Origin of the sequence: Streptomyces sp. MUSC 14, from assembly GCF_001866675.1 — a bacterium.
GTDB lineage: Bacteria > Actinomycetota > Actinomycetes > Streptomycetales > Streptomycetaceae > Streptomyces.
Genome location: NZ_MLYN01000011.1, coordinates 1 through 25,455 on the forward strand (window position 1 = coordinate 1; position 25,455 = coordinate 25,455).

Consider the following 25,455-nt stretch of genomic DNA (forward strand, 5'->3'; position numbering starts at 1 on the left):
CGAACCTGTCACCCAAACCTGCAGCAGACCCAATTGGCGCGGCAGTTGGCGAGTCGAGCGCGGTAGGTGGCGGCATGTACGCGGCATCCCGAGATTCATACGAGCGTCTTAAACAAACGTCTTGTACGCACGTATAGATCTACTCTACGGTGAAGCCATGGACACCGACACCAACAAGCGCTCCGCGCTCACCGTCGACGGCCGCACCCTTTCCCACGTGGACTTCGGCGGCCCCGGCCGGCCGCTGCTCGCCCTGCACGGGCACATGTCCGAGGGCCTGTCGTACGCCGAGCTCGCCGCCCGTCTCGCCCCGGAGTGGCGGGTCATAGCCCCCGATCAGCGCGGCCACGGCGAGTCCGACCGGGCAGCCGACTACAGCCGGGAGGGCTACCTCGCCGACCTGAAAGCCCTCATGGATCACCTGGGTCTGGACCGGGCGGCCCTCCTCGGCCACTCACTCGGCGCGATCAACGCCTACCAGTTCGCAGCCCGCCACCCTGAACGCGTCACCGCGCTGATCAATGCCGAGGGATGCGCCGAACTCGGCCTGGACGGCAGCAATCCACTGGCGTTCGTCCTGAACCTGCCGGAGGGCAGCGCCCCCGACCGGGAGGCGTTCGTCGCGCAACTCGGCCCGTTCGCACCGCACTTCGAGTCAGCCGTCCACGAGCGGCCGGACGGCACCTGGGGTCTGCACTTCCACCCCCAGGACATCTACGACTCGGAGGACCAAGTGCACGGCGACCACTGGGCCGACTGGTCCGGCTCCACATGCCCGGCGCTGCTGGTACGCGGTGCCAAGGGCGGCGTGCTGCCGGCGGAGCAGGCTGAACAGATGGCCACCCGACGCCCCGGCACCCACCTCGTCGAGCTGGAGACCGACCACTTCGTATACGCCAACGATCCGGTCGGCTTCGCGACTGCGGTCCGCGGCTTCCTCGCCGCGGTCTGACACGGGTCCACATCCGTCTACTCACCGCCGGCCGCCGCACTGAGCGAGTACTCCTGCAGGCTCGCCACCTGCATCGATGAGAACTTCCTCGCCAACTGAAGCACTCATCCGCCAAGTGAAGTGCTCAGTCACATGTGCAAGCCCTTGCCTGTGCGGATCGGGCTTGGGCTCAGACGACGAAAACGGGGAGAACAGCACGTTGAGTGGGCGTGCCATCACGCTGTCGGGGATTCCTGGCTGCCCGTCAGGTAGCGTCGGCGGAGGCGGGTGAAGGCGGTGGGACTGGGGCGGTGCGGGAGGAACTCCTTGATCCGCTGTGCGCATTCGCGTGGGCTTGCCGCGCTGGTGTCGCACTCCAGGTCGTAGTCACCGTGGCCGTGGACCAGGTCGTACTGGTGCGCCGCGAGGCCCGACGGGCGATCGCCCCGGGACAGCTCGCGGCGGCCCAGTTCGTCCAGCGGGCAGTGGACACCGACGAACAGCACGTCATCAGGCCGTAGCACCGTCAGGCAGTCGAGCAGCCGCCACGGCTCGCTTAGCACATGGTCGACCACGATGTCGTTGCCCGCCTCGGCCATGGCCGCGATCGAGCGGTGGAAGCCCATCCTGGTCCGCCGCAGCGCGGCGTCGAGATCTGCGGCCCCGAGTTCCCGCTTGGTGCGCATCGCGTTGAAGCCGTCGACCGCCAGGTGGAAGTAGACGCCATCGTCCAGGATGTCCAGGAGCTCCCGGGCGATGCTCGACTTCCCTGAGCTGGAGGTGCCGTTGAGGAAGATGATCCGACCAGATGCCATATCGGCATGATCACATGTCAGTCGGTGCCGCGTTCAGGGGATCTCCAGCGAATCTCGGCCGGTCAGCAGGATTCGCAGCAGATCCGAATCCGCAGTGATCGAGCTGGTGAGGGCTGGTGCCATGACAGCTGCGGCCACCGGTGATCATCGTGAGGTGTGTGGACTGACGATGAGGCGGTGGCCGCAGGTCACAGCGTAATGCCTGCCCGCTGGCAGGCGATGTTCGCAGGTCTGATGAGCCGGATAGAGGGCCGCTTTGCACGGGTCGAGCCCCGGCTTCGGGCACGGCAGTTGGTGCTCGGGCTCCTGGCGGACCTGCCACGCAAGAACTGCTGGACGATCGCCGAACACATCGGGGACACCAGCCCGGACGGACTGCAGCACCTGCTCGGCCGGGCCAAGTGGGACGCCGACCTCGTCCGGGACGACTTGCGCGCCTTCGTCGTCGAGCACCTGGCCCACGACCAGGCCGTGCTGGTGGTCGACGAGACCGGGGACCTGAAGAAGGGCGCGTGCACCGTCGGCGTGCAGCGTCAATACACCGGAACTGCCGACCGTATCGAGAACTCCCCGGTCGCCGTCTACCTCACCTACGCCTCCCAGCACGGCCACGCCGGCATCGACCGCGCCCTCTATTTGCCCAAGTCCTGGACCAGCGACCCGGAACGCTGTCGACAAGCCGGCGTACCCGACGACGTCGCCTTCGCCACCAAGCCGCAGCTCGCCCGGCAGATGATCGAACGCGCCCTGGACGCGGGAGTCCCGGCCGCCTGGGCGACCGGCGACGAGGTCTACGGCGACAACCCCCACCTGCGCGCCGCCCTGGAGAAGCGGCAGCTCGGCTACGTGCTCGCGGTCTCCAGCACCCACCGCGTCCCCACCTCGGCCGGACCCCAGCGCGCCGACTGCCTGGCCAAGAAAATTCCCAAGCGGGCCTGGCAGAAGCTGTCCGCCGGAATGGGCGCGAAAGGCTATCGCTGGTACGACTGGGCCCAGGTTGCCATCACCGCATCCGGCCTGGCGGGGACCGCGCGCTCTCCCCTGACGGGCAGGACGGGCCGGGGCTCCAGTGGCCGTCGGAGGGTCTGCTCGGCCGGGCCGTCGAGGGGAACCTCGACACGCTTCAGCGGTGGAGCGCCGCCCGCAAGCGGGAGGTCGCCGAGGCCACCAGGACCACGCGCACCGTTCCCAGGCTGCGGGACGCGCTGCGCGAGCATGAGCAGACCACAGGGGTCCGTGTCGGAGGATTCCGACTTCAGGTGACCGCGCTGCCGGTTGCCGGGCCGGTGTTCCTCCCGCTCGATGATGACCGGCTTGTCGTCAGCATCAGCCTCCTGCGCGACCGTGCCGAATATCAGCGGCGGGTGCTGGCGCACATCGGTGCGACACCCGACTGAACCGCGGCAACCGAGCTGACGTTAGACGGCCGATGCGAGCCCTTGGGCACGCTTCTTCACCGCGGTGGCCGCGAACTCGACAAGGTTGCACGCGTGTTCGCACACGGGCAGGTCGGCGGGCCGGAATCGGGCGACGAGTGGGAAGCGCTGGACTATTGGTCCGTGCGGGTCCATGTGTCCCCTGCTGCGTAAGTGATGGCTGCGAACGAGACGGTGCCCGCTGGCCATGTGTTGGTGGGCACCGGCGGATGCGCGTGGGGCGTCATTGCCAGTCGACGACGATGCGGTTCAGCGGGGTGTCGAGAGCGAAGAGACCGGGGCGCTGCTCATTGGCGGGGGCGTCGAGGGGCTCGCGGCAGTGAACTCATCACCCGTCCCTCTGTGTTCCAGATGGAGAACGTCCGCGACGCCCGAGGCCGGGGCATTCCCCTGGCTGTCGGCGGTCATGTATTTCGGCTCTGGCGCTGATCTCGTGACGCGGTGGGTGTCAGTGGACATCGCCGCCGCGGCCACCGGCTCGCTGTGGATGCAGTTGTATCGGCTCAGGCGCCGTGATCTGGTCCGCCGGGCCGAGCCTGCCGGTTTCCGCGCGCTGGTCCTCACCGTCGACGCGCCCGGGGTGGCGTTCCGTCCGCGGGAGGCCGTCAACGGGTTCGCGGTGTCCCGGGCATCCGGGCGGTCAACGTGGCGCACGACGTGATGGCCGCCTCGCGCGGCGGCCGGGACGGGGGAGTCGGCCATCGCCCGGCAGTCCGAGGAGCAGTTCGACGCCTCGATCACCCGGGCGGATCTCGCCGGGCTGTGCGTAGTGACCTCCCTGCCCCTGGTGCTGAAGGGTGTGGTCACCCGCCTTCGGCCTGGACGGCGTGGTATGCGGCGGGGCCGGAGGCGCCTTGTCGTACGGTCGTTGGGAGCGCGGCGTCAGCCGGCCTGTCCGGTCGGCCGCATGGTGATGTGGTTGATGTCCACGCCCGCGGGCTGACTGACGGCGAAGACGATCGTGTCCGCGACCTGCTCGGCGGTCATCACCGGCGCCGCCTCGGGGGTGCCGCCGCGCTCGTTCCAGAACGGGGTGTCCACCACCCCGGGGGCGACGACCGTCACGCCGACCCCGTCCTTGCCGACCAGCAGCCGGGTGTTCTCGGCCAGTGCGTGGGCGGCCCACTTGGTGACCGAGTAGAGGTTGCCGGGCGTGTTGCGCACCCCGGCGACCGAACCGGTGATCACGATCCGGCCCTTGGACTCCCGCAGGTGCGGCAGGGCCTCCCGCACCAGCAGGGCCGGGCCCAGGACGTTGGTGAGGACCATGGCGCGCATGTCCTCGGGGGCGTGGCTCTCCAGGTTGCCGGGCAGTGAGAAACCGGCGTTGGCGATGACGTTGTCCAGCCGGCCCCACGCCTCCACCACGCGGCGCACGGCGGAGGCGACGTCGTGCGCGTCGCTGGTGTCGCCGCTGATCGTCAGCAGCCGCTCGCCCGCTCCGGCCGAAGCAGCGAAGACGGCCAGCTTGTCCGCGTCACGTCCGGTGACGGCCACGCGGTGGCCCTGCTTGAGCAGGGCGCGGGCGGTGGCGGCGCCGATTCCGGTCGAGCCACCGGTGATCAGCGTGGCGGGTTCCATGGGACGGCCTCCTCAGCGATGTGGTCATCGGGGCCCCGCCGGCGCCCCGGACGCCGATGAACACGAGGGAGCGCGTGAGCTCGACCGACTTTGGGTTGCCGGTTCCCCGAATCGCCTGCACTATACCCAGCGATCTTCCCGCCAAGCCGGTACGCCATCGCTGACCGGCCATGATGCCTCACGAATGGGGCCGAACCCGCGCTGTGGGCCGCCCTGTTGGGACCTGCGCGGCGCGCAGGTCCAAGGCTGCGCCCACGCTGCCGGTGTCAGTGACGGCTGTGATCATGATTCGCGTGTTCTTCGCGGAGTTCGGAGGCGTTGTTCCCTCATCTGGCGGGTGTCGTGGTGGAGTTGGTCGAGCGGACGGTGGCTGGGATGGTCACGATGCATGCGCGGGCCCGCTCGCCGGGTGCGTACTGTGCACATTGCGGTAGTGCGGTCGCTCCGAGTGCATGACCGGTACATGCGACGGCTTGCGGATACCGCGGTCGGTGGCGTCAATGTGGTGAGCGCGCTGCTGGTGCGGCGGTTCAAGTGCCAGAACCCGGCGTGCCGGGCCGTAACGTTCGCCGAGCAGATCGCGGGCCTGACGAGTCCGGATGTCCGCTACACGCCGCTGGTGCGTGAGCAGTTGACCTCGATCGCTCTCGCGGTGGCCGGCCGCGCGGGTGCCCGTCTGGCCGGGGTGTTGAGCCTACGCGTCGCCAAGTCTCGACCGGACGTGGACGGACCGAGCCGCCGCGCTGACTCCCTGTCTGGCCGGAATCAGCACGGCACGCTGCCGATGAACTGGGAAGTCGGCTCCTAGGCGATCGTGGCGATCACCTTGTAGCCCCAGCCGACCTTCACCGGGTCGCCGTCGACGAAGCCGCCGGGCCGGGTCGGATAGAAGAGGAGGTCGCCGTTCTGGCCGTCGGCGGTGACCGCCCACAGGTCGGTGACACCGTCGCCGTCGGCGTCGCCCGGCGCGATGATCATCGGGCGGTTGGCCGTCTGCCAGCTTTTGGCCCCGTACACGCCGGGTGTGCCGCTGACCAGGCTGGCCGGCACGGTGCCGCCGGTGTCGGCGTCGGACTCACCTCGGTAGAGGTAGATCCTGCCGTCCGCGTCGTCGCGGGCCAGCAGGTCGAGCGGGCCGTCGCCTGTCATGTCGCCGGGGGCGATGAGGGTGCGCCTGGCCCAGCCGCTGTCGGCGATCGGGTAGGCCTCGTCGATGAATCCGGCCGGGTGGCCGACGAGCAGCCAGACGCTGTCGCCGACGCGGGCGAGCAGATCGGGGTAGCCGTCACCGGAGACATCGCCTGCTCCGGCGACCTGGTCGATCTTCGAGGTGTCCAGCTGTGACTCGAACTGGCCCAGTTCCTGTCGGTTCTCGGTGTCGACGGCGCCGAATCCGGTGTTCGCGTACAGCCACAGCTTGCCGTCGGGGTGCCGGGCCACCAGGTCCTCGTAACCGTCGTTGGTGAAGTCACCGCGGCGTGTGATGAGCGTGTCCTGGAAACCGGTCTCGGCCGCCGGCAGCCGGCTGCCGAACTCTCCCTTGCCCTTGCCCGGGTACATGTAGAGCCTGCCGTCGGGGTAGGCAGCCCACTTGTCTGGGGTGCCGTCGCCGTTCAGGTCACCGGGCTTGTCCTTGACACCGGTGCTGGAGGCATAGAAGAGGTGAGCGCCGGTGTCGGAGCGGTTGCCCGCCCGGTCCTCGCTGTAGACGTACACGACGTGCGGACCGGCGTTGGACGGGGTGAGCTTGACCTCGATGCTGCCGCCGGGGGAGGACGGGGTGGCGACGGTCGTGGGGTTCTTCTGGTTCAGCCCGTAGACGTACTTGACCACGTCCTTGGCGCCGCCGTTGGAGATGGTGAAGGTTCCGGGGGTGCGGGCGGGTGCGCCCCACTCGGGAGCGTCGTCACCGTCCTTGGCGATGGGGTACTCGGCGGAGGAGACGCCGGGCACGCTGCTCGGGCGGTCCTTGTATACCGTGAAGCGGCACGGCGGGTTGGGGGTCCACGCGGAGACCGTGCGACCGTCGTCGGCACGCACCTGCCAGGAGTACGAAGTGCGGTCCTTGAAGGTCGACTTGGGGACCATGACCTTGGCGACGCTGCCGCTGCTCACCGAGATGGTCTTGTCGAAGACGTTGCCGGTCTGCCCGGTCGGCCACATGATGAAGCGGGCCCTGACGGTGCCGCCGTCCGGGTCGCTGATCTTGGCATACAGCTGGACGTCGGTGTTGCCGATCGCCGGGTAGGGGTCGGCGTGGCAGGCGACGGACGGGTTGGAGCCGTACGCGGTGGGGGCGTTGGGCGCGCGGTTGTACTCGACGATCAGCTTCGGGTTGCTGTTGAACTTCTTCCAGCTGCCGGTGTCCGACTCGTTGCTCGCCCGCAGGCCGAGCGTCATGTTCGTCCACTTCTTTGCGGCGGCGTCCTTGGCCATCGAGGTGACATCGAAGTCGACGCCCTTGTCCGCGCAGCCCACACTTTCGTTGCCGTGCGAGAAGTTCTTCGTCTGGATCCTCCGGCTCCAGTCGGGCTGCTTGTTCCAGGTGGTCGCGGATGAGATGCGGCCGGTGTCCCAGATCTCCACGGGCTTGGCCGCGCAGGTCCAGGAGTGGGTGTTGACGATGGTGAACTGGGCGTTGATCACTTCGACTCCGGCCAGCGACCGGGAGTCCATCTGGAAGAAGGAGCGGGCGGTGCCGCCGGTCTCGCGCTCGTAGCCGACTCGGGCCTCGGTGGTCTTCTTGCCGGAGCCGCCCCAGCCGGTGCCGTTCCAGAAGGAGGAGTTGGGCGCGGGCTTGTAGGCGATGGTCCACGCCTGCCGGACACCGCCGAAGGTGGGGTCGATGTAGACCGGGTAGGCGGTGTCCTTCCCGCTCAGCAGCGACTGGTCGGGGGTCAGGGTGAGCTTTCCGCCCGCGTACGACATGTCGACGTCGGCGCTACGCGCACCGGGTTCGAGGTCACCGGCGGGGGCAGCGGTGCCGGAGGGCTGCAGCCGGGCCGCGGCCGTGGAGTTCTCGGCTCGTACGGTGTCCCGGCCCGTGGAGGAATCCCACATGCGAGGAGTGCCCGAGGAGAACAGCTCCTGGCCGGCCGGATTCAGTACGCGCAGTGTGCCGGCCTCCTCGTTCTCCTCGATGCGCAACCCCTCGGCTTCGAGCCCCAGTTGGAACTGCTCGAGCTCGGGGTTCTTGGCGGCCTCGGCGTTCTTGACCACGAGGACCTGGCCGACCGTCTCGCTGGTGGCACGGACCTTCAGGTCGACGCCCGGAAGCACCTCGGGATAGGTGGCCTCGTTCTCCGCCAGCTGCGGCCGGGGCAGCTTCTGCGGCCACCGCAGCGAGAGCGTGCGGCCCTGCTCGGTCAGCGTGGCGAGGGTGGTGTCGCCGCCGGCGGAGAACGTCACGTCCAAGGTGGTGGCCTTGGGAGCGACACGGTCGCCCTGGAGCTCCAGCGTGGCGTCGACCGGCACCAACCTGCCGTTCTTGCGGGCGCGCACCGGCTGGGCGTGCTGGGTCAGGGTGAGGGTGCCCGAGGGGTTGGCGGTGACCTCCTGTTTCTCGGTGCGCAGCGAGGTCACCTCCACGGGCTTGCCGGTGCTGCGCGCCTGGTCCAGTGCCTCCAGTTCGGTGCGGGTGTCGCCCCCGGCGGTGGCGGCGGCCCTCGCGGTGGACGACGTGCCCGCGGCGGACGCGGTCGGCGCGAGTCCGAGGCCGGTGGTGCCGACGATGAGCGCGAGTACTCCGGCCCGTATGTGCAGAACTCCGTACGGTCTGGAGCGGCCACCCCTGAATATCACGAACTTTCCTCCCATTTAAGGCATATGAGGGCAGCAGGATACTTGGCCGCTTCTTTGCGTGAACTTGGGGGTGTCGCTTCAGGGTGTCCAGAAAGACCGCAGGGGGGTGCTTTGGCGGTGTGTTGCTACTTGGTGTAGACAATACAAGTTATTTACTTTGACTTTAAGAGGTCTTATGTCCGCTTTGCGCGACTGGTGGCCACGCCGCAAGCGATGGAGATCAACCATCGCGGTGGTGTTCCTCTCCCTGCTCGTACCGTTGATAGGTACGACCTCGCCCGCCGCGGCCAAGGAGGCCCGGCCCGATCTGCCCAAGCTCCAGCAGGACCGCCCGGTCGAGGGCACGGTCTTCTCCGGCCGTTCCAAGGACGGCAGGGCGAAGCCCGACGAGGCCGGCAAGCCCTGGCGGGCTCCCGACGCGAAGCTGCCCCGCGGCAGTGCGAAGGTGGAGTTCGCGTCCGGCGCGCCCGCCGCTGCGCCCGGCAAGGACGGCACCAAGGACGGCGTCAGGGGTGACGCCAAGGCCGATCGCTCCCAGGCGAAGGCAGGCGATCTGCCTGTCTACGCCGCGCCCGCCGAAACACCGTCCCCTCGGCGCACGCCACGCTCGGCCCCGAGCGGCACGGCACCCGCGGCGCTCGACGGCGTCCAGGTCGAGATGCTCGGCGGCAAGGCCGCCGCGCGACTCGGCGCGGACGGTCCGGTCGTCAAGCTGACCGGCACGGCCGGCCAGACCCAGAAATCCGCCGAAGCGAAGGCCGAGCCGGCCGAGGAGCCGGACGGAAAGCCCGACGAGCCGAAGGCCGAGAGGCCGGACGGCAAGGAGGGCGAGCCGAAGGCCGGGAAGCCGGACGGCGATTCTGCCGAGGACGGCGGCGAAGGCTCCGCCGACTCCGACGGCAAGGGCCACGCCGAGGAGAGCGCCGCCCCGCTGCCGCGCTCCTCGGCCGTCACCGGCCGCGTCGCCCACGTGGCCCGGGCCGCGGCGAGCGCCGAGGGACAACGCGCCCCGCCGGAGCAGAAGGTGGACGTCACGCTCGACTACTCCGCCTACACACAGCACTACGGCGGTGACTGGGGCTCGCGGCTCAGGCTGGTCCAGCTGCCCGCCTGCGCCGCCACCGATCCGGGCCGCGCCGACTGCGCCGAGCCCACCGAGATCAAGAGCGCGAACGACCTCACCGAACAGCGCCTGACCGCCCGGGTCGCGCTCACGGCCGGTCAGCCGCTGATGCTCGCCGCCGCGGCCGGTACCTCCGGCGCCGCCGGCAGCTTCAACGCCACCTCGCTGTCCCCGTCCGGCTCCTGGGCCGCGGGCGGGCACGCGGGCGGCTTCTCCTGGAACCACCCCATCGAGACACCCGATGCCCCCGGCGGCCCGGAGCCCGAGATAGCCCTCGGCTACTCCTCGCAGGCCATCGACGGCCGTACGTCCTCGACCAACAACCAGTCCTCCTGGATCGGCGAGGGCTGGGACTACCAGCCGGGCTTCGTCGAGCGCCGCTACCAGTCCTGCCAGCAGGACATGGGCAACGGCGCCGTCAACAAGACCAAGACCGGCGACCTGTGCTGGTTCGGGGACAGCGTCACCGTCTCCCTCGACGGTTCGTCCAACGAGCTGGTGAAGGACGACAAGACCGGCACCTGGAAGACGGCCGACGACGACGGCGCCCGGGTCGAGCTCAAGAAGGGCGCGGCCAACGGCGACGACGACGGTGAGCACTGGGTGCTCACCACCACCGACGGCACTCAGTACTGGTTCGGCCTGAACCGCCTGCCCGGCTGGAGCGCCGGCAAGCCCGAGACCAACTCCACGCTGACCGCACCGGTCTTCGGCAACCACCCCGGAGAGCCCTGCCACAACTCGGCCTTCGAGAAGTCCGCGTGCACCCAGGCCTACCGCTGGAACCTGGACTACGTCGTCGACCCGCACGGCAATGCCATGAGCCTGTGGTGGAACAAGGACACCAACCACTACGGTCAGCTGGGCAAGGCCGACAAGCCGGTCCGCTACGACCGTGACGGCTACCTGACCCGGATCGACTACGGCCAGCGCGCCGACTCCCTTTTCTCCGCGCAGGCTCCGGCCCGCGTCACCTTCACCACCGACGAGCGCTGCATCCCCTCCAAGGACTTCGACTGCGCGCCCGGGAAGCTGACGAAGGAGAACGCCAAGAACTGGCCGGACGTCCCGTTCGACCTCAAGTGCGACGCGGGCGCCAAGTGCACCAACAAGCTCTCCCCGAGCTTCTGGACCACCAAGCGCCTGACCCGGATCACCACCGAGGCCCTGGTCGGCGGCTCCTACGCCAAGGCCCACACCTGGACGCTCAAGCAGTCGTTCCCGCGGACCGACGGCACCAGCCCCGCACTGTGGCTGGCCGCCATCGAGCACACCGGACACACCGCGGGCATGGACACCGCGATGCCGCCGGTGACCTTCACCGGCCAGATGATGGACAACCGGGTCGACGGCTTCGAGGGTCTTGAGCCCTTCTCCCGGTACCGCGTCAGCGCGGTCAACACCGAACACGGCTCGACGGTCGGCGTCACCTACTCCGAGCGAGAGTGCTCGGCGCTGCCCGGCAAGCAGAGACTGCCCGCGTCCCCGCAGGACAACGGCATGCGCTGCTACCCGATGTACTGGACGCCGGAGTGGGCCGACAAGCCCATCCTGGACTGGTTCCACAAGTACGTCGTCACCGAGATCCGCGAAGAGGACAACGTCACCGACGCCCTGCCGACGGTGACCTCGTACGCATACCTCGGCTCCCCGGCCTGGGCGTACGACGACGGTGAGCTGACCGAGGCCAAGTACCGCACCTGGAGCCAGTACCGCGGTTACGGCAAGGTCCGCACGTACACCGGGCGCGGCGGCGACGAGGGCAAGCGCACCATGACCGAGGAGTCGTACTTCCGCGGCATGGACGGAGACCAGCTGCCCGACGGCAAGAAGCGCAGCGTCTCGATCACCGACTCCGAGGGCGGCAAGATCGCCGACCAGCCGCAGTTCACCGGCCAGTTGAGGGAGAAGCTGACCTTCCTCGACGAGGGCGGCAGGCTGGATTCCGCCGTCAAGAACACCCCGGTCTCCACGGTCACCGCGGTCCGTGCCCGCCAGGGCACGACTGCCCTGGAGGCCCGGATGGGTCACCCGGAGACCACCGAGGAGCGTGAGCTCCAGTCCGACGGCAGCTGGAAGCGCTCCAAGGAGACCACCCGCTACGACGAGTACGGCCAGCCGGCGCAGACACACGACTTCGGGGACCTCGACGACCCGGACGACGACGCCTGCACGACGATCTCGTACGCCCGCAACACGGACAAGTGGATCCTGGAACACGAGTCCGAGGAGAAGACCGTCACCGGCGCCTGCGGCTCCGCGGGCGGCAGCACGGTCTCCGAGACCCGCACCTACTACGACGGCGGGAAGCTGGGCGCCGCGCCCACCAAGGGCGACATCACCTCGGTCGAGGAGACGACCGGCGACGGCAAGGGCCACCAGGTCGCCGAGCGCACCGAGTACGACGTGTACGGCCGCCCGACAGCCGGCTGGGACGTGGACGGCAACAAGACCACCACGGTCTACACCCCCGCCACGGGTGCGATGCCCACGAAGACGGTCGTCACCAACCCGCTGGGCCACACCGAGACCACGTACTCCGATCCGGCGCTCGGCATGACCACGGCCGTGGTCGACGCCAACAACCGCCGTCGTGACATGGAGTACGACGGTCTGGGACGGCTGCTGAAGGTCTGGGACATCAACCGGGACAAGGCCAAGGGGCAGTCCCCGAGCGCCGAGTACGAGTACAGGATCACCAAGACGGCTCCGTCGACAGTGATCACTCGCAGCCTGAAGGAGAACGGCGAGTACTCCACCGCGGTGGAGATCTACGACGGCCTGCTGCGTCCGCGCCAGTCCCAGGACCCGGGCCACGGCGGCGGCCGGCTGGTCAGCGACACCATCCACGACACCCAGGGGCGGGTCACCAAGACCAACGACTCCTACTTCGCCGAGGGCGACGTCAGCGAGCAGCTGCTGATCGTCGGCGACAACAAGGTGCCGCACCAGACCGTTGTCACCTACGACGGCCACGGGCGCCCGGTCCAGGAGACCACCCGCCGCTACGGCGACGACCAGCAGACCACCACCGCCGAGTACAAGGGAACCAACGAGTCGACGGTCCTCCCGCCCGAGGGCGACACCGTCACGACCACCTTCACCGACAGCGAGGGCCGGACCACCAGGCTGCGCGAGTACACCAACGCCGAGCGCACGCGGTGGAACGACACCTCCTACGACTACGACCACAAGGGCCAGCTGACCAAGGTCACCGACCCCGACGGCAACAACTGGACGTTCGAGTACGACGCTCGGGGCCGTGCGGTGAAGGCCACCGACCCCGACGCCGGGACCACGACCACGACGTACGACAAGGACGACCGCCCGGTCACCGTCACCGACGCCCGGGGCAGGAAGGTCTCCACCGTCTACGACGCGCTGGACCGGCCGGTCTCGCTCCACGAGGGCGGCACCGACGGCACCAAGCTCGCCGAGTGGACGTACGACAGCTTGCTCAAGGGCCTGCCCTCGGGCTCCGTGCGGCACGCGGGCGGCAAGGAGTACCGCAACGAGATCACCGGCTACAACCAGGCCTACCAGCCGACCGGTTCGCAGATCGTCATCCCCGACTCCGAGGGCAAGCTCGCGGGCACCTACGCCAGCGAGTTCGGCTACACCCCGGGCCTCGGCCTGCCGTCGTGGACGCAGCTCCCGGCCACCGGCCCGCTCGCCAAGGAGAAGCTGGCCACCCGCTACAACAGCGATGACCTGCCGACCCTGCTGGCCGGGCTCTCGGTCTACGCGTCCGGGCTGCAGTACTCGGCCTCCGCCGAACTGCTGCGCAGCGAGGCGGGTGTCCAGGGCAAGAAGGTGTACTCGACGTCGTTCTACGACGAGCACACCCGCCGGCTGACCCGCACGGTCCACGACCGTGACGGCAAGGACAGCGCGGGCAGCCGCATCGACGACACCAGCTACACGTACGACCCGGCCGGCAACATCACCGAGATCGCCCGTATCCCCGGTGCCTCGATGCCGGACGGGGGCCGGCCCGACACCCAGTGCTTCGCGTACGACGCGCTGCGCCGGATGACCGGAGCCTGGACCTCGACCGACGCCTGCGCAGGCGCCCCGTCCAGGGCGAACGTCGGCGGCCCGCAGGCCTACTGGCACAGCTACAGCTACGACGCGGTGGGCAACCGCACCAAGCTCGTCGAGCACGACCCCGGCGGCGACACGGCCAAGGACGTCACCCGTGACTACACCTACCCGGGCAAGGGCAAGGACCAGCCCCGGACGCTGACCAAGGCGGAGTCCAAGGGGCCGGACGGCACCACGGCGAACACGTACGCCTACGACGCCGCGGGCAACATGACACTGCGCCAGGTCGGCGGCACCATCCAGAAGCTGTCCTACGACACCGAGGGCAACCTCGCCAAGATCACCGAAGGCGGCCGGACCACAGAGAACCTCTACGACGCCGAGGGGGAGCGGCTCATCCACCGTGCCGCGGACGGCAGCACCACGCTCTATCTCGGGGACACCGAGCTGACCGTGGACAAGAACGGCAGGCAGTCCGCCTCCCGCTACTACGAGCACCCGGACGGCGCGGTCACCGTGCGCACCGCCCAGGACGGCGACGGAACCAACGGCAAGGGCAAGCTGGATCTTCAGCTGACCGACCACCACGGCAGCGGCACCACCCAGGTCGCCCTCGACCGGGAGGGCCTGCCCGTCGAGCGGCGGCTGCTCACGCCCTTCGGTACGAACCGTGGCGACAAGCCCAGCAGTTGGGCCGGCAACCGCGGCTTCGTCGCCGGCCGCGAGGACGAGAACACCGGGCTCACCCAGCTCGGCTCCCGCGAGTACGACCCGACCACGGGACGCTTCATCTCCGTGGACCCGGTCATCGACTTCGGGATCCCGCAGCAGATGAACCCGTACGCCTACGCGAACAACGCGCCGGTCACCGAGTCCGACCCGGACGGGAACTTCTTCCCGATCCTGATCGGCATCGCCGCCCGTATCGCGGTCCAGGCCGCCATCCGGGCCGCTGCCCGCGAGGCCGCCAAGCGCGCCGCCATCGCAGCGGCCCGCGCCGCCGCGAAGCGTGCCGCCGCCGCGGCCGCCAAGCGCCGCGCCCTGGCCGAGGCCGCCAAGCGTGCCGCCGCCGCGGCCGCCCGCAAGCGGGCCGCACAGCAGGCGGCCGCGAAGGCACGGGCGGACGCCGCCCGCAAGCTGGCGGCCCGCGTGGCGAAGAAGGCCAAGGCGCGTACGGCCGCCAAGTCGGCGCCGAAGCGCTCGGCCAAGTACCGCGCCGCGCCCAAGCAGGCGCCGAAGCCCAGGCCGAAGCCCCAGGCCCGGCCCAGGCAGACGCCGAAGCCCAGGCAGGCCAGGCCGCAGGGTTCGCGCCAGATCAAGCAGCAGGTGAAGCAGGAGGTCAAGAGCGAGGTCAAGGAGCAGGTCAAGGAGCAGGTCAGGGAAGCGGCGCTGCCGCAGCAGGGCGACTCCTGCCGCGTCAACAGCTTCGTGCCCGGCACGACCGTGCTCATGGCCGACGGCAGCCGTAAACCGATCGAGGAGGTCAAGACCGGCGACAAGGTCATGGCCACCGACCCGGAGACGGGCGAGACCAAGGCCGAACCGGTGGTCGCCACGATCATCGGCCAGGGCTCCAAGGACCTCGTCGAGATCACTGTCCGTGCGGCCGGCGACCAGAGCGGGAAGCCGGCCGGCAGCGGAGCGCTGATCGCCACCGACGGCCACCCCTTCTGGGTCCCCGACCTCAAGAAGTGGGTCAAGGCCGGCGAACTGGTGCCAGGACAGTGGCTCCAGACCAGCTCCGGCACCTGGGTCCAGATCAGCGCCGTCCAGGCATGGACCCAGAACGCGACCGTCCACAACCTGACGGTCGAGAACACCCATACCTTCTACGCGTCGACGGGCGCGGGGCAGAACCTCCTCACCCACAACTGCGGCGGAGCCACACTCGACCTGAAGTACAAGAAGTCGTGGACGGCGACCCAGATCACCGCCGCTGACGAGAAGGTCGCCGCGCTGAACGCCGCCAAGCTCGTCGTTACTCCGTCCAAGCGGGGCTCCAGGAGCGCCGCGGACATGTGGCGGGCCTCGGGGCGCCAGACCAGGAGCGGCATGGATGTCGACCACGTCATCGAGTTGCAGCTGGGCGGCGCCGACCATGTGCGGAACATGAAGCTTCTCGACTCTTCGGTGAACCGGAGTATCGGCGCTCAAATCGCGAACCAGATCAAGAAGCAGGGCCTGAAGAATGGCGACCGCATCTGCTCGGTGACGATCAGAAAACGCTGCTGACAAGCAGGCCCGGACCACACCGTAAAGTTGCTCGGGCGCGCGCATCCGGAATGCTTTGGTGCGCGCGCCCGAGCGGCGCCACCCTCGTATGTTTCCCGGAAGAGAGATTGCGCAGTGGAAAAGAAGGAAATCGAAGCGGTCGTCAGGACCGACGCCGGTATGTGCGGTCTGTGGCAGGCGGTGAAGCCCGGTGCTTCCGCCTGGTACGGCGACGACGGCGGCGATGTGGAGGACGACGAACTGGCCGAATGGATCGAGGCCGGGGTGTTCGTGCCGCTGAACGTCGGCGGTGACGGGACCTTCGGCGTCACGGTACGCGTGGCGGACGCCGCCGAGGCGGGCGGGCTCAGCGAGCGCGAGGCGCGGCACCGGTTGGTCTCCTCGGACCCGTACCTGCTGGTCTCGCAGGGCGACGCGGTGCTGGGCGGACTCGAGGAGGTGGGCAACGGAGGCACGTTGCTGCCGCTGCCGGCAGGCAGGTACGCGGTCGTCGTCCACCTCGTCGACTGGCAGTCCGACCCCGCGTCGGTCGGGCCGGACGGCTCCCCGGCCGAGGGCGCGCTCCCCGACTTCGCGGTCACGATCAGCGAAGCGCTGGCCGGCACCGCCTACCGCAAGGACATCGAAACCTTCGACCCCCCGCAGTAAGCCGCGGCAAAGGCGACCGGTGCGGCGGCTTGTGCCCGCCGCACCGGTTCTTTCTGCCGTGCCCCCGAGGCCGGCCCTGCGCGGACACCATGCACCGACGAGAGGCAGAAAACGAATGCGCCGCACCATGCCGAAGACTCCGCTCACGATCACCGCGACGGCGCTGATGGTCCTTGCCGCCGGCTGTGCAGACGGCACCGTGAAGAGTGAATTCGAGAAGCTCGACGCCAAGGAATTCGAGGTCGTTTATGAAGTGACCGGCAGCGGCGTGAAGACCGTGATGTACGAAGAGGGCGGCGACGGGGCGATCACCTCCGAATCGGTCGACGATCCGAAGCTGCCCTGGAAGAAGAAGCTCACCATGAACGGCATCGCCACCGCGCCCACCGTCAGCCTGATCCTTGGGGAGAAGGGCGGCCGGGCGCAATGCGTGATCACCGTCAACGGCAAGGAGGCCAAGCGGGCCACCGCCAAGGGAGAGTTCGGCACGGCCAGTTGCGTGGCCGTCTCGCCCGCCGGGAAGGCCGACTAGCCGTGGCGGCGAGCGACACCGACGGCCGGCGCACGGCCCGGGACCGGATGCGGTCCGAACGCGACGCCGCGGCCAGACGCGCCCGACTGCGCAGGCGCGCTCTGATCACGGCGGGCGCGGTGGCCGCCACCGCCGTGGGCGCGGTGTACCTCACCACCAGGGCTGCCGAGGACGAGGCCGCCGGAAAACCGCTGATCGTGCCCGCCAACACGGCAGGCCAGGAGCGGACTTCGATGGTCTACGGCAAGTTGTCCGCACGGCACACCCTCACCCTCCGTACGGCGCTCGGCTGCCCGTCCTGCCGTCACATGGAGGACGCGCTCGGTCCGGCCATGCGAGCCCTCGCCGACCGGGGCACGTACCGCATCGAGTACCAGGTGGCAGCCTCGCCCGACGGAGTCACGCCCGGCAGGGAAGCGCGGCACGCGCTCAACGCCCTCGGCGCGGCCGCCAACGCCGACGCGGGGAGGTTCACGCGCTACCTCCGCCTGCTTCTCGGTGTGCCTCCCGGAGGCACCGGAACGGACGACGGCCTTCTGCATTTGGCGGACGAGGTCGACGGGTTGCGAACTCCCGCTTTCGACAAGGCCGTCAAGGAGGGGACCTACCTCCCCTGGGTGAACAAGATGATCCGCACCCACCGACCCGACGCCACCGCCAGGGGCGTTCCCTCCGCCGACATCGACTCCACACCGATCGCCCTGCACGGGTCCGACGGAGCGCCACTGACCGCGGAGGAGTTCACCCGGCGTGTCGGAGACCTGACCAAGGACTGAGCGGTGTCCCCGCCCCGTTAGCGCGCTGCAGAGGAGGGCGGCTGCTGTTGGGTGACACAGTGGATTCTGCCGCCGCCCGTTCCCACCCGGTCGATGTCGAGTTCCTCGCCGACTCGGCCGGGGCAGAGGCCCGCGAGGGCCGCCCTGGCCGCTGCGTCGGCCTGCCTGTCGCCGAACTGGCCGCAGGAGACCGCGCCGTTGCAGTCGCATTAGTTGGCGCACGAGGCGAGGAAGTCGGGGTTCGTGGAGCGGACACCTGCGGCGCGCAGTTCATCAGTGGAGCTGTGGCCCGTCGTGACGGCGATGACGCGCACGCCGGTGGCCAGACCGGCCGCGACGTCGGCGGGGGTGTCGCCGATCAGAACGGTCTCCAGGGGCACGGCGGATGAACGGGCGAGCGCCAATTTCACGAGTCAGGGTCGAAAGTCGGCGTCTTCGCCGTAAGCGCCCACAGGCCGAGGACGACCTCCTGGCTCCCCGCCGTCCTGCACCCCGGCAGCCCCGCACAAGCCGCACAGTCACCATCGGTGTCCGACAAGACGCAGAGGTCTGCCTCGACGAGCTCGCCGTTCCCGGAGGCTGTGCCTGGACCGGCCCTGGTACTGACGGTGCCGCACGTGCCTTGCTGATCGGCATCCTCACCGCCGCCGAACGCCGGCGCCCCGCGGCTTCGCACATCACGGCGGTCATCCCCCAGGACCTGGGAGGGCATCTACTGCCTGCACTGCCCTCCCAGTTCACTGCCCTGACCCAGAGCACCGACCTCGCGGAGGCTGTCCGAGCCGCAGAACACCACCTGATCACCCACGCCCGCACACACGACGAGCAGCACACAACGCCTGCGACAACAGGGCAAGCGAGCCCCGACTGCCCTCCGAAAAACGGACCCGGCACCCTGCTCCTGCTCGCCGCGCCGGACGCCGCTCACACCGGGCAACTGCAGGCCCTGGCCGCCCGCAGCAGACCCGGAACCCTGATCGTCCTCACCCTGGGAACCCCGCTGCCCGGCACAGCCGCCTGGCACATCGCCGCCGACGGCACCACCACCGCTGTCGGCGCAACCGGTCCACACACCGCGCCGCTCAAACTGTTCCACCTCACCCCCGACGCCGCACGCGACGTGACCGAGGTCCTCCTCACCGCCCACGGCCGGTGCCCGCGGCTGCATGCTCTTCCCCCGTCCGGCCCCGACAGCGAGCATCCCGAACCACCAGCACAACCCCCATCGCAGAACCCACGGCCCCGCCCGTCCACAGCCGAGACATCACGACCTGCACAGACCAAGCCCGTGCGTCTCCACGTCCTCGGCCCCATCACTCTCTACGCCCGCGGCCAACACGATCCCGTCGGCATGAACCTACGCGGTGAAGTCCACGAATTCCTCGCCCTCCTCGCCGCCCATCCCGCCGGACTCCTCGCCTCCGACATCGCCGACAAACTCCATCTCGCCCCCCGGCAGCGACCAGAACGCACTGAAAAACCTCCGCCGCGCAGTGAGGCGCGCACTGCGCGCCGCGACCGGAATCACCTCCCAGGAATTCATCCTGCTTCAAGGAGAACTCCACAAACTCCACCCGGAACTCGTAGACACAGACCTCGAAGACTTCAGCCGCGCCCTGAAAGAAGCATTCTCCGCCTCAGACAGCGGAACCTGAGCGATGCCCTGGACGCTGTGAGCGCCGCCCTGGACCATTACCGAGGCCCCTCCGCCCAGGGCGGGGACTACCTCTGGGCCGACACAGTCCGCGAACACCTCGCCATGAGAGCCACCGACGCGGTCGTCCGCCTGGCCCGCCAGGCCGAGCACGTTGAGTCCTCACCACGCGAGCGGGACGCCGTCCTGACACTGCTGGAGCACCTGGGCACCATCCACCCCGACCACGAACGCCTCGCCCAGCACGCCATCCGCCTGTACCAGGCCTGCGGGCGCAACGACGCGGCCCGGCATACCTACACCCGCCTGGCAAGACGCCTCAGCGACCTCGGCCTCGAACCCGAGCCGGCCACCCGAGCCCTCATCACACCCCGGACCCGCCAGACCCGATGATCAGTCCGCCGTGGCCAGCTCCACCGACGACACCATGTCGGCCTGGGTCGGCGCCTCGGAGGCGCGGCGCACAAACCGACCGGCGTGGTCGAGGACGAGCACCTTGCCACGACGTTGGCGACGCCCCTGGCTGAGCGCGGCGTGGCCGCCCCGGCCGTCAGCGGCAGCGTCGTCGCCAAGTTCGGGCTGATGCTTTGCCGTCGGACGCATGAGTGCCCCACCGGGTTCGGAATCCGGTGGGGCGCGACACATGCTATTCGAATGTCACAGTGAAACGATCAGACCAACCGGAGGATTGATCCTGTGATTGAACGCGAAGAAGAAGATCGTGAATTTTCGCAAAGCGACTTTCGCCCAGTGCTGTTTTGCTGATCTCTGAATTCTTCCAGACGATTTCCACGGGTCGTTCTACGTCCGTCGATAGTCGATCCCATAGAGCGCTCAAGTTGGCTCCGTAGTAGGGGCCGAAATCTAGAGTTCGCGACAAGAGGTCATGAAGATCTGCCTCAGAGCGAATTTCCGTGCCATCGATTTCAACTCTCACGAGTTCTCACTTCCGGTTGGGTCGGTATCTTGCCGGCCCTCAAGGGAGCCTTGAGATTGGTCAGGTGTCAAGACGCCCTCAAGGGCTCCGCTGAGAGCTTCGGTGAGGCCCTTGCCTGGGTTTGTCAGTTCCTTGGAGTGAACTGTTGCAGGAGCAGGCGCCCGCGCTCGTTGATGAGAGCTTTATCGACTATCGGTTGCATGTGGGGGTCGAAGTACTCCAACATGTTCCGCGATTCGATGAACGAGATGCCGAGCTCCTCCTGGAAAATTCTGAGAAACCCGAGAGGGGTGAGGGGGTGAGAGTCCCGCCGGGACAAGTATTCGAGGACCTTCAAGAAAGTTGTGCCCTCGGCGACAAGATCTCGCAGCGTTTCATCCTCCAGTTGCGCTCGCTCGCCTGTCCGTCGGGGAAATGAGGGTTCCGCATTGCTGTAGGAGTCGAACTCCCTCACTAGTTGCTTCTGTCGACCGTAGCAACAGTAAATCCTCAGTTCCCGGTCATGCGGCCAGGAAAGGTCTTGTCTGTCGCTTCTTCGTTCTTGGTCCGTCTGGGGTAAGTGATCGGTATTGAGAACGCCGTTCTCGGTAAGGCGCCGCCAGACACCTCAGAGGGCTCGCCGGAGGCAATCCGACGAGCCCTCTGAAATCAGCCCGTCCTCATTACTCCGACGCGAGTCAGCCGGTACTGAGGAAGGTGATTCTGCTATTCATGCGGACCTCCCGTCTCAAGGAACTTCCGGTAAACGAGGCCGAGCAGGGCTGCGTATGCGTGTTGTTGGCGGGCGACGACCTGGTCGCCATCCGATGCTGCATCGCCAAGCCGATCGATTCGCTGCATCAACTCTTCGAGCATCGCGAGGAGGTCGACCGGTGCCGGTTTGAAGATACCGCGTTCCACGAACCTGATGACCGTTGTGACGTATTCATCGGCTTCCGCCAGATCGGCGTACGTCATCTTTAGACCCTGGGCCGATCCGCCCGACGGAAACGGCAAGCTACGCCACAGGGTATAGGAGTCCATGAAAGTCAGCGCCATCCGTATCGCCTTCCTACCCATCGACTTCAGCTGAATACCAGAAGGATACGATTCTTCCGTCCGGTCCTGTTCGGCCAGCGCCTCCATGATCGCGACAACGTCCACCAGTGACCCCTCCAAAAGTGGCTCGAACGCACCACGGTGAACCTATCCGTCCGAGGGGGCACCACGAACACGGTCCTCGCCACCCAGAGTGACCAAAGAGGGCTGTCCAAGCTGGAATACGCGACACCTCAACATGCGGGCCTACCAGTCCCGAGGCCGGAACAGCACCAGCAGCAGCCGGCGCCGCAGCACCGCCTTCGGGACCGCCTCGCGCGCTGCGACGGAGATGAACTCGCTGGTGAAGCCGGTGGCGAACTCGGCCTCCTTGAGGATGTCGATCAGGTCGATGGCGCCCCAGCGGCGTTCGATCTCAGCCTTCAGGGCGACGAGGTTCTCGGGATCCTCCTGCTTGCCCAGCGGCGAGACCTTGATCCACGGCTCGCCGTGCTTCCTGACGATGTCCACCCCGCTCGTGGTGCCAACTCCAGCGCCGCGTCGAAGCGGGTCAGGGCCTCGCGCAACCCTCAGGACCGACGAGTTCCCCCGCGACTAAGACCGCGACGGCCCGCCGGGTTTCCCGGCGGGCCGTCGGAGGCGGGTGTTCAGGTCACACGTTGGGGGCGGACTTGGAGATGGTCCAGCGCTCGTCCTGGGCGCCGTTGCAGGGCCACTGGATGAGCTGACTGCCCTTGGTGGCGGCGGAGCCCAGGCCCAGGCACTTGCCCGAGTAGACGTTCCGCAGCTCGTGGGTGTCCTGGTCGTACCACCACTTCTCGTCCACCGCGCTGTTGCAGGTGTACTGGATCACGCCCTGGCCGCTGTCGAGGCTGCTGCCAGTGCCCAGGCACTTGCCGGAGTACGCGTTCTGGACGGTGTAGGCGGGGTTGCCGTTGTTGTCCTTGGTCTCGTCGAACACCCATTTCTCGTCCTGGGCGCCGGTGCAACCCCACTGGATGACCGGGTCGCTGTTCTCGATCTTGTCGCCGGCGCCCGCGCACAGCTTGCTGTAGTCGTTGTACAGGTACTGGGCGTCGTCGATTCTCCGCGGCAGCAGGGAGAAGACGACGCGCTTGCCGTTGCGCTCGTTCATGCCCCACAGGCGGCCCGAGGAGAACGAGTAGGACAGGTTCTGAGTGAGAGGCGCATCGCGGGTGAGGATCGACATCTTGTCGTTCGGCCTGGTCTGCCAGATGCAGTAGTAGGCGTCTGAGTCCGTGGGGTCGGCGATGTGCACGTAGTCCGTGTCGCACATGGCCGATATGTAGTAGTACGTGCCGTCGGTGGCCACGCCCTGCAAGCCGTGGATGGGAGCGGCGTAGGCGGCCGTCGCCGTGACGGGGGACGTGCCGCCCTCGCCGAGGTCTTCGATCGGCCAGCGGATCACATCCACAGGTGCGGTGCGTGTGGCATCCCCGTACCGTCCGGAGACCAGGCGCGGCGGTGACACACTGCGGTCCAGGCTCAGGGAGCTCAGGCAGGCGATGTGCCCCGTGCAGTACATGTTGCTGCGGTCCTTGGGGTCGGCGCCGTCCTGCTCGGCCTCGGTGCGGTTCGAATAGCGGGCGACCATGGGCAGGGCCCATTGGTGGTACTCGGCCGAGGATGTGCCGCCCGAGACGCCCGACCCCTTGGAGATGGAGTTCACCTTCCACAGGTGGTTGAGGTCGTAGATCTGCAGTTCGCCGCCGTTGGCCACGAACAGCCTGTTCCCGTACCAGACCATGCCGTCGGCGTGTACGTCGTCGACCGAGGTGAAGTCGGGGTTGTCCCGGCTGCCGGTCGGTTTCACGAGCAGCACGTGCCCGTAACTCCAGTCCGTGCCGGTCGACTCCAGGATGGAGATGCGGGCCTTCTTGTTGCGGTCGTGGTCGCCGCCCCCGTTCCCGTAGTACCAGGTCGCCATGTACAGGTGGTGGCCGTCGATCGTGCCGCTCGGGTCCGCGTCGTGCGAGGCGGTGAATCCCTGCGGGTGCCAGCCCCCGGCCGGGTCCCAGGCGTTGGTGTTGTCGTCCGTCTCGTCCCAGCAGAAGCCGTTGTACTTGAGCGTGCCGTTGATCCCGGTCGTGTGGCACAGGGGGCGGCCGACATGCTGCCGCGACTGGGCCACGCTCAGTGGCGTCACCCTCGACACGACGCCTTTCGCCTCAGCCCCCTCGATCACCGACCGCGCTGTCTCGCCCTCGTCAACACCTGGCATCTCCCGAGGATGGAGAACGAAGCCGGATGCGTCCTCGGGCTTGAACGGCAGGTGGTTCTGGTCCTGGATGACGGGCGGGTCGTCGGCGACCGCCTGCTGAGTGCCCGATATCAGCGCCGCCAATGACGTCAGAACGACCAGCGCCGCTGTGATCCGTCCTCTGCGACGACCTCGTTGCTTCGCAGTCATCTGTCCCCGTTCTCGTTCGGTGGCTCGCGCTGTCCCCCGCGAAGCACCAGCCCTGGTGCGCGTTGCGACGCACCAGGACCGAGGATCTCGGAATCCCTCCGAAGAGTCGTTAGCAATCAGTCCACACTCCCCTTGGCAATGAGTCCCAGAGCCTGGTGCCGGTGGTCCTTGGGCGCGGTGCCGTAGGCCGCGCGATGTGCGCGGCTGAAGTCGGCCGCGCGAGGGAATCCCCAGCGGGCGGCGATGGTGTGGATGGGGGTGGTGCGGAGCGCCGGGTCGGCGAGGTCGCGACGGGCCGCCTCGAGACGCAGACGGCGTATCCACGCGGCGACCGTGGCGTCCTCGTGCTGGAAGAGGCAGTGCAGATAGCTGGTGGAGATGTGGTGCGTGGCGGCAATGCCGCTCGGGGTGAGGTCCGGGTCGTGCAGGTGCTCCCGGATGAACGCCTGGATGCGCAAGGTGAGGGCTTGTTGGTGGGTCTCCGGGGGCAGGCAGTCGCCGGCTTCGAGCAGATGGGCGAAGAGCGCGGAGACCAGCGGGGTCACGACGGCGGCCAGCCGCGGCCGGTCGGAGGGCTGGTACGCGGCCGGGTCCGCGATCAACTGGGTGAGGAACCGGGCCAGTAGGGCACCCATGCCCTCCCGGGCCGACACCGGCGCGCCGACGATCCGGGCGGCCATGTCGCGAGGCAACGGCAGCAGAGCCTTGGGAACCTCCAGCGCCACGGTCTGGACCAGGTCCCCGGTGCTGTAGACGTCGTTCGGCAGCGAGGACGAGTTGATGAACAGGTCGTAGGGCTTGTACGCGGTCTCCCGGTGCCGCCACACGCCCGCCCCGGTCCCGCGTACGACGAGTGACAGGTGGTAGGCCTCGGGGTCGGACTGCCGGATCAGCTTCGGCGTGCGCTGGAACACCAGCGGCTGGAACGTGGCGGACCACACGGTGACGGCACCGAGGTCCAGCACGCGCTGGGAGGCCCGGAAGTCGTCGGTGTGGTCGCTGCGCAGGTCCATGGGCGCGTGGGTACGGCCCAAAAGCTCGGTCCAGTAGTCGAACCGGTCCGCCGCGGACACGTCTTCGCTCCGGAACACCATCTCGTCCAACAACTGTCTCTTCACCGCTTCTTAAGCCGCTGGTTAAAGGCCCCCTCGAGGATGACGGGGTATCTGAACGCACCGGTTCCCTCACCCGTTCGGCCCACAGCGGTCGCTGTCGTACCCGGGTCCGGTCTCGATGGGAGTGAGCCCGGGCTTGAGAGGACGTCTGGTTCGTGTAGTTCGCGTGTGATTGCGGTTCATGTGTCTCGCCAGGTTGGGGTGGTTTCGCCGGTTGCGCGTTTGGCGAGGGCGGAGATCGCTGCGAGGCGGATCATGCTCTCGGAGTGTTCGGGTTTGGTTTCGTAGTCGCGGGCGAGGCGGCGGTGCATCATGATCCAGCCGAGGCTTCGTTCAATCGCCCAAGCACACTGCGCTTATG

The 25,455-nt window shown here is 68.3% G+C and carries 21 protein-coding genes and 3 pseudogenes; 10 read left to right on the top strand and 14 right to left on the bottom strand.

Annotation, left to right across the window (positions count from 1 at the left end; all coding sequences use genetic code 11):
• Positions 1-157 precede the first annotated feature (157 nt).
• Positions 158-952, top strand: coding sequence for an alpha/beta fold hydrolase (locus BIV25_RS05810; protein WP_071371066.1), 795 nt, complete (start codon positions 158-160; stop codon positions 950-952).
• Positions 953-1,167: 215 nt separating this feature from the next.
• Here BIV25_RS05810 and BIV25_RS05815 read toward each other — a convergent pair whose 3' ends face one another.
• Positions 1,168-1,746: a chloramphenicol phosphotransferase CPT family protein gene (locus BIV25_RS05815; protein ID WP_071371067.1), complete on the bottom strand. Its 579-nt coding sequence runs from the start codon at positions 1,744-1,746 to the stop codon at positions 1,168-1,170.
• Between the two features lie 234 nt (positions 1,747-1,980).
• Here BIV25_RS05815 and BIV25_RS05820 point away from each other — a divergent pair.
• The 3 genes and pseudogenes from BIV25_RS05820 to BIV25_RS05825 all read left to right on the top strand — a co-directional run.
• Positions 1,981-2,754 (top strand): annotated as a pseudogene (locus BIV25_RS05820) (IS701 family transposase); the annotation flags it as partial.
• A 251-nt stretch (positions 2,755-3,005) separates the two neighbouring features.
• Positions 3,006-3,143 carry a hypothetical protein gene (locus BIV25_RS50800; RefSeq protein ID WP_177235166.1) on the top strand — a complete coding sequence of 46 codons (138 nt, stop codon included), beginning with the start codon at positions 3,006-3,008 and terminating at the stop codon, positions 3,141-3,143.
• Positions 3,144-3,633: 490 nt separating this feature from the next.
• On the top strand, positions 3,634-3,843 hold the full coding sequence (locus tag BIV25_RS05825; protein ID WP_256255604.1) for an alpha-hydroxy-acid oxidizing protein: 210 nt from the start codon (positions 3,634-3,636) through the stop codon (positions 3,841-3,843).
• Between the two features lie 221 nt (positions 3,844-4,064).
• Here the strand turns inward: BIV25_RS05825 and BIV25_RS05830 are convergent, their stop codons facing one another.
• Positions 4,065-4,763 carry an SDR family oxidoreductase gene (locus BIV25_RS05830; protein WP_071371069.1) on the bottom strand — a complete coding sequence of 233 codons (699 nt, stop codon included), beginning with the start codon at positions 4,761-4,763 and terminating at the stop codon, positions 4,065-4,067.
• A 463-nt stretch (positions 4,764-5,226) separates the two neighbouring features.
• Here BIV25_RS05830 and BIV25_RS05835 point away from each other — a divergent pair, with 463 nt between their 5' ends.
• Positions 5,227-5,571 (top strand): hypothetical protein, encoded by a 345-nt coding sequence (locus BIV25_RS05835; RefSeq protein WP_071371070.1) that lies wholly within the window; start codon positions 5,227-5,229, stop codon positions 5,569-5,571.
• Here the strand turns inward: BIV25_RS05835 and BIV25_RS05840 are convergent.
• Positions 5,568-8,564, bottom strand: a complete 2,997-nt coding sequence (locus tag BIV25_RS05840; protein WP_256255605.1) for an FG-GAP-like repeat-containing protein — start codon at positions 8,562-8,564, stop codon at positions 5,568-5,570. The two genes, BIV25_RS05835 and BIV25_RS05840, sit on opposite strands and share 4 nt — an antisense overlap.
• A 175-nt stretch (positions 8,565-8,739) precedes the next feature.
• On the opposite strand from BIV25_RS05840, the gene BIV25_RS05845 reads away from it, so the two are divergent.
• From BIV25_RS05845 to BIV25_RS05860, 4 genes are all read left to right on the top strand, one after another.
• Complete coding sequence (locus BIV25_RS05845; protein WP_143076583.1) at positions 8,740-15,963, top strand: RHS repeat-associated core domain-containing protein; 7,224 nt, start codon at positions 8,740-8,742, stop codon at positions 15,961-15,963.
• Between the two features lie 114 nt (positions 15,964-16,077).
• Positions 16,078-16,611 (top strand): hypothetical protein, encoded by a 534-nt coding sequence (locus BIV25_RS05850; RefSeq protein ID WP_071371072.1) that lies wholly within the window; start codon positions 16,078-16,080, stop codon positions 16,609-16,611.
• A 115-nt stretch (positions 16,612-16,726) separates the two neighbouring features.
• Positions 16,727-17,143 (top strand): hypothetical protein, encoded by a 417-nt coding sequence (locus BIV25_RS05855; RefSeq protein WP_079176434.1) that lies wholly within the window; start codon positions 16,727-16,729, stop codon positions 17,141-17,143.
• Positions 17,144-17,145: 2 nt separating this feature from the next.
• A complete protein-coding gene (locus tag BIV25_RS05860) occupies positions 17,146-17,919 on the top strand; it encodes a thioredoxin domain-containing protein (protein WP_071371073.1) in 774 nt (257 codons plus the stop codon).
• A gap of 17 nt (positions 17,920-17,936) precedes the next feature.
• Here BIV25_RS05860 and BIV25_RS52370 read toward each other — a convergent pair.
• From BIV25_RS52370 to BIV25_RS52380, 3 genes and pseudogenes are all read right to left on the bottom strand, one after another.
• A pseudogene (locus tag BIV25_RS52370) lies at positions 17,937-18,110 on the bottom strand (agmatine deiminase family protein); the annotation flags it as partial.
• A gap of 18 nt (positions 18,111-18,128) precedes the next feature.
• The gene (locus BIV25_RS52375) at positions 18,129-18,329 is read right to left on the bottom strand and encodes an HAD family hydrolase (protein WP_079176436.1); all 201 of its coding nucleotides are present in this window, start codon (positions 18,327-18,329) and stop codon (positions 18,129-18,131) included.
• A 947-nt stretch (positions 18,330-19,276) separates the two neighbouring features.
• Positions 19,277-19,462, bottom strand: coding sequence for a hypothetical protein (locus BIV25_RS52380; protein WP_071371077.1), 186 nt, complete (start codon positions 19,460-19,462; stop codon positions 19,277-19,279).
• Positions 19,463-19,546: 84 nt separating this feature from the next.
• Here BIV25_RS52380 and BIV25_RS52385 point away from each other — a divergent pair, with 84 nt between their 5' ends.
• Complete coding sequence (locus BIV25_RS52385) at positions 19,547-19,966, top strand: BTAD domain-containing putative transcriptional regulator (RefSeq protein ID WP_371272993.1); 420 nt, start codon at positions 19,547-19,549, stop codon at positions 19,964-19,966.
• On the opposite strand, the gene BIV25_RS05890 is transcribed toward BIV25_RS52385, so the two are convergent.
• The 8 genes and pseudogenes from BIV25_RS05890 to BIV25_RS46435 form a co-directional block, all read right to left on the bottom strand.
• A complete protein-coding gene (locus BIV25_RS05890) occupies positions 19,967-20,176 on the bottom strand; it encodes a hypothetical protein (RefSeq protein ID WP_071371079.1) in 210 nt (69 codons plus the stop codon).
• A 43-nt stretch (positions 20,177-20,219) separates the two neighbouring features.
• Positions 20,220-20,510 (bottom strand): barstar family protein, encoded by a 291-nt coding sequence (locus BIV25_RS46430; protein ID WP_079176437.1) that lies wholly within the window; start codon positions 20,508-20,510, stop codon positions 20,220-20,222.
• 124 nt (positions 20,511-20,634) lie between these two features.
• A complete protein-coding gene (locus BIV25_RS05895) occupies positions 20,635-20,964 on the bottom strand; it encodes a hypothetical protein (RefSeq protein WP_071371080.1) in 330 nt (109 codons plus the stop codon).
• A gap of 251 nt (positions 20,965-21,215) precedes the next feature.
• On the bottom strand, positions 21,216-21,653 hold the full coding sequence (locus BIV25_RS05900) for a hypothetical protein (protein ID WP_071371081.1): 438 nt from the start codon (positions 21,651-21,653) through the stop codon (positions 21,216-21,218).
• A gap of 141 nt (positions 21,654-21,794) precedes the next feature.
• Entirely contained in the window at positions 21,795-22,058 is a 264-nt protein-coding gene (locus BIV25_RS05905) for a hypothetical protein (RefSeq protein WP_071371082.1), read from the bottom strand.
• Positions 22,059-22,200: 142 nt separating this feature from the next.
• Positions 22,201-23,790 (bottom strand): RICIN domain-containing protein, encoded by a 1,590-nt coding sequence (locus BIV25_RS05910; protein ID WP_177235167.1) that lies wholly within the window; start codon positions 23,788-23,790, stop codon positions 22,201-22,203.
• Positions 23,791-24,095: 305 nt separating this feature from the next.
• Entirely contained in the window at positions 24,096-25,097 is a 1,002-nt protein-coding gene (locus BIV25_RS05915) for a helix-turn-helix domain-containing protein (RefSeq protein WP_371272992.1), read from the bottom strand.
• A 176-nt stretch (positions 25,098-25,273) separates the two neighbouring features.
• Positions 25,274-25,438: pseudogene (locus tag BIV25_RS46435) on the bottom strand (IS5/IS1182 family transposase); the annotation flags it as partial.
• Positions 25,439-25,455 lie beyond the last annotated feature (17 nt).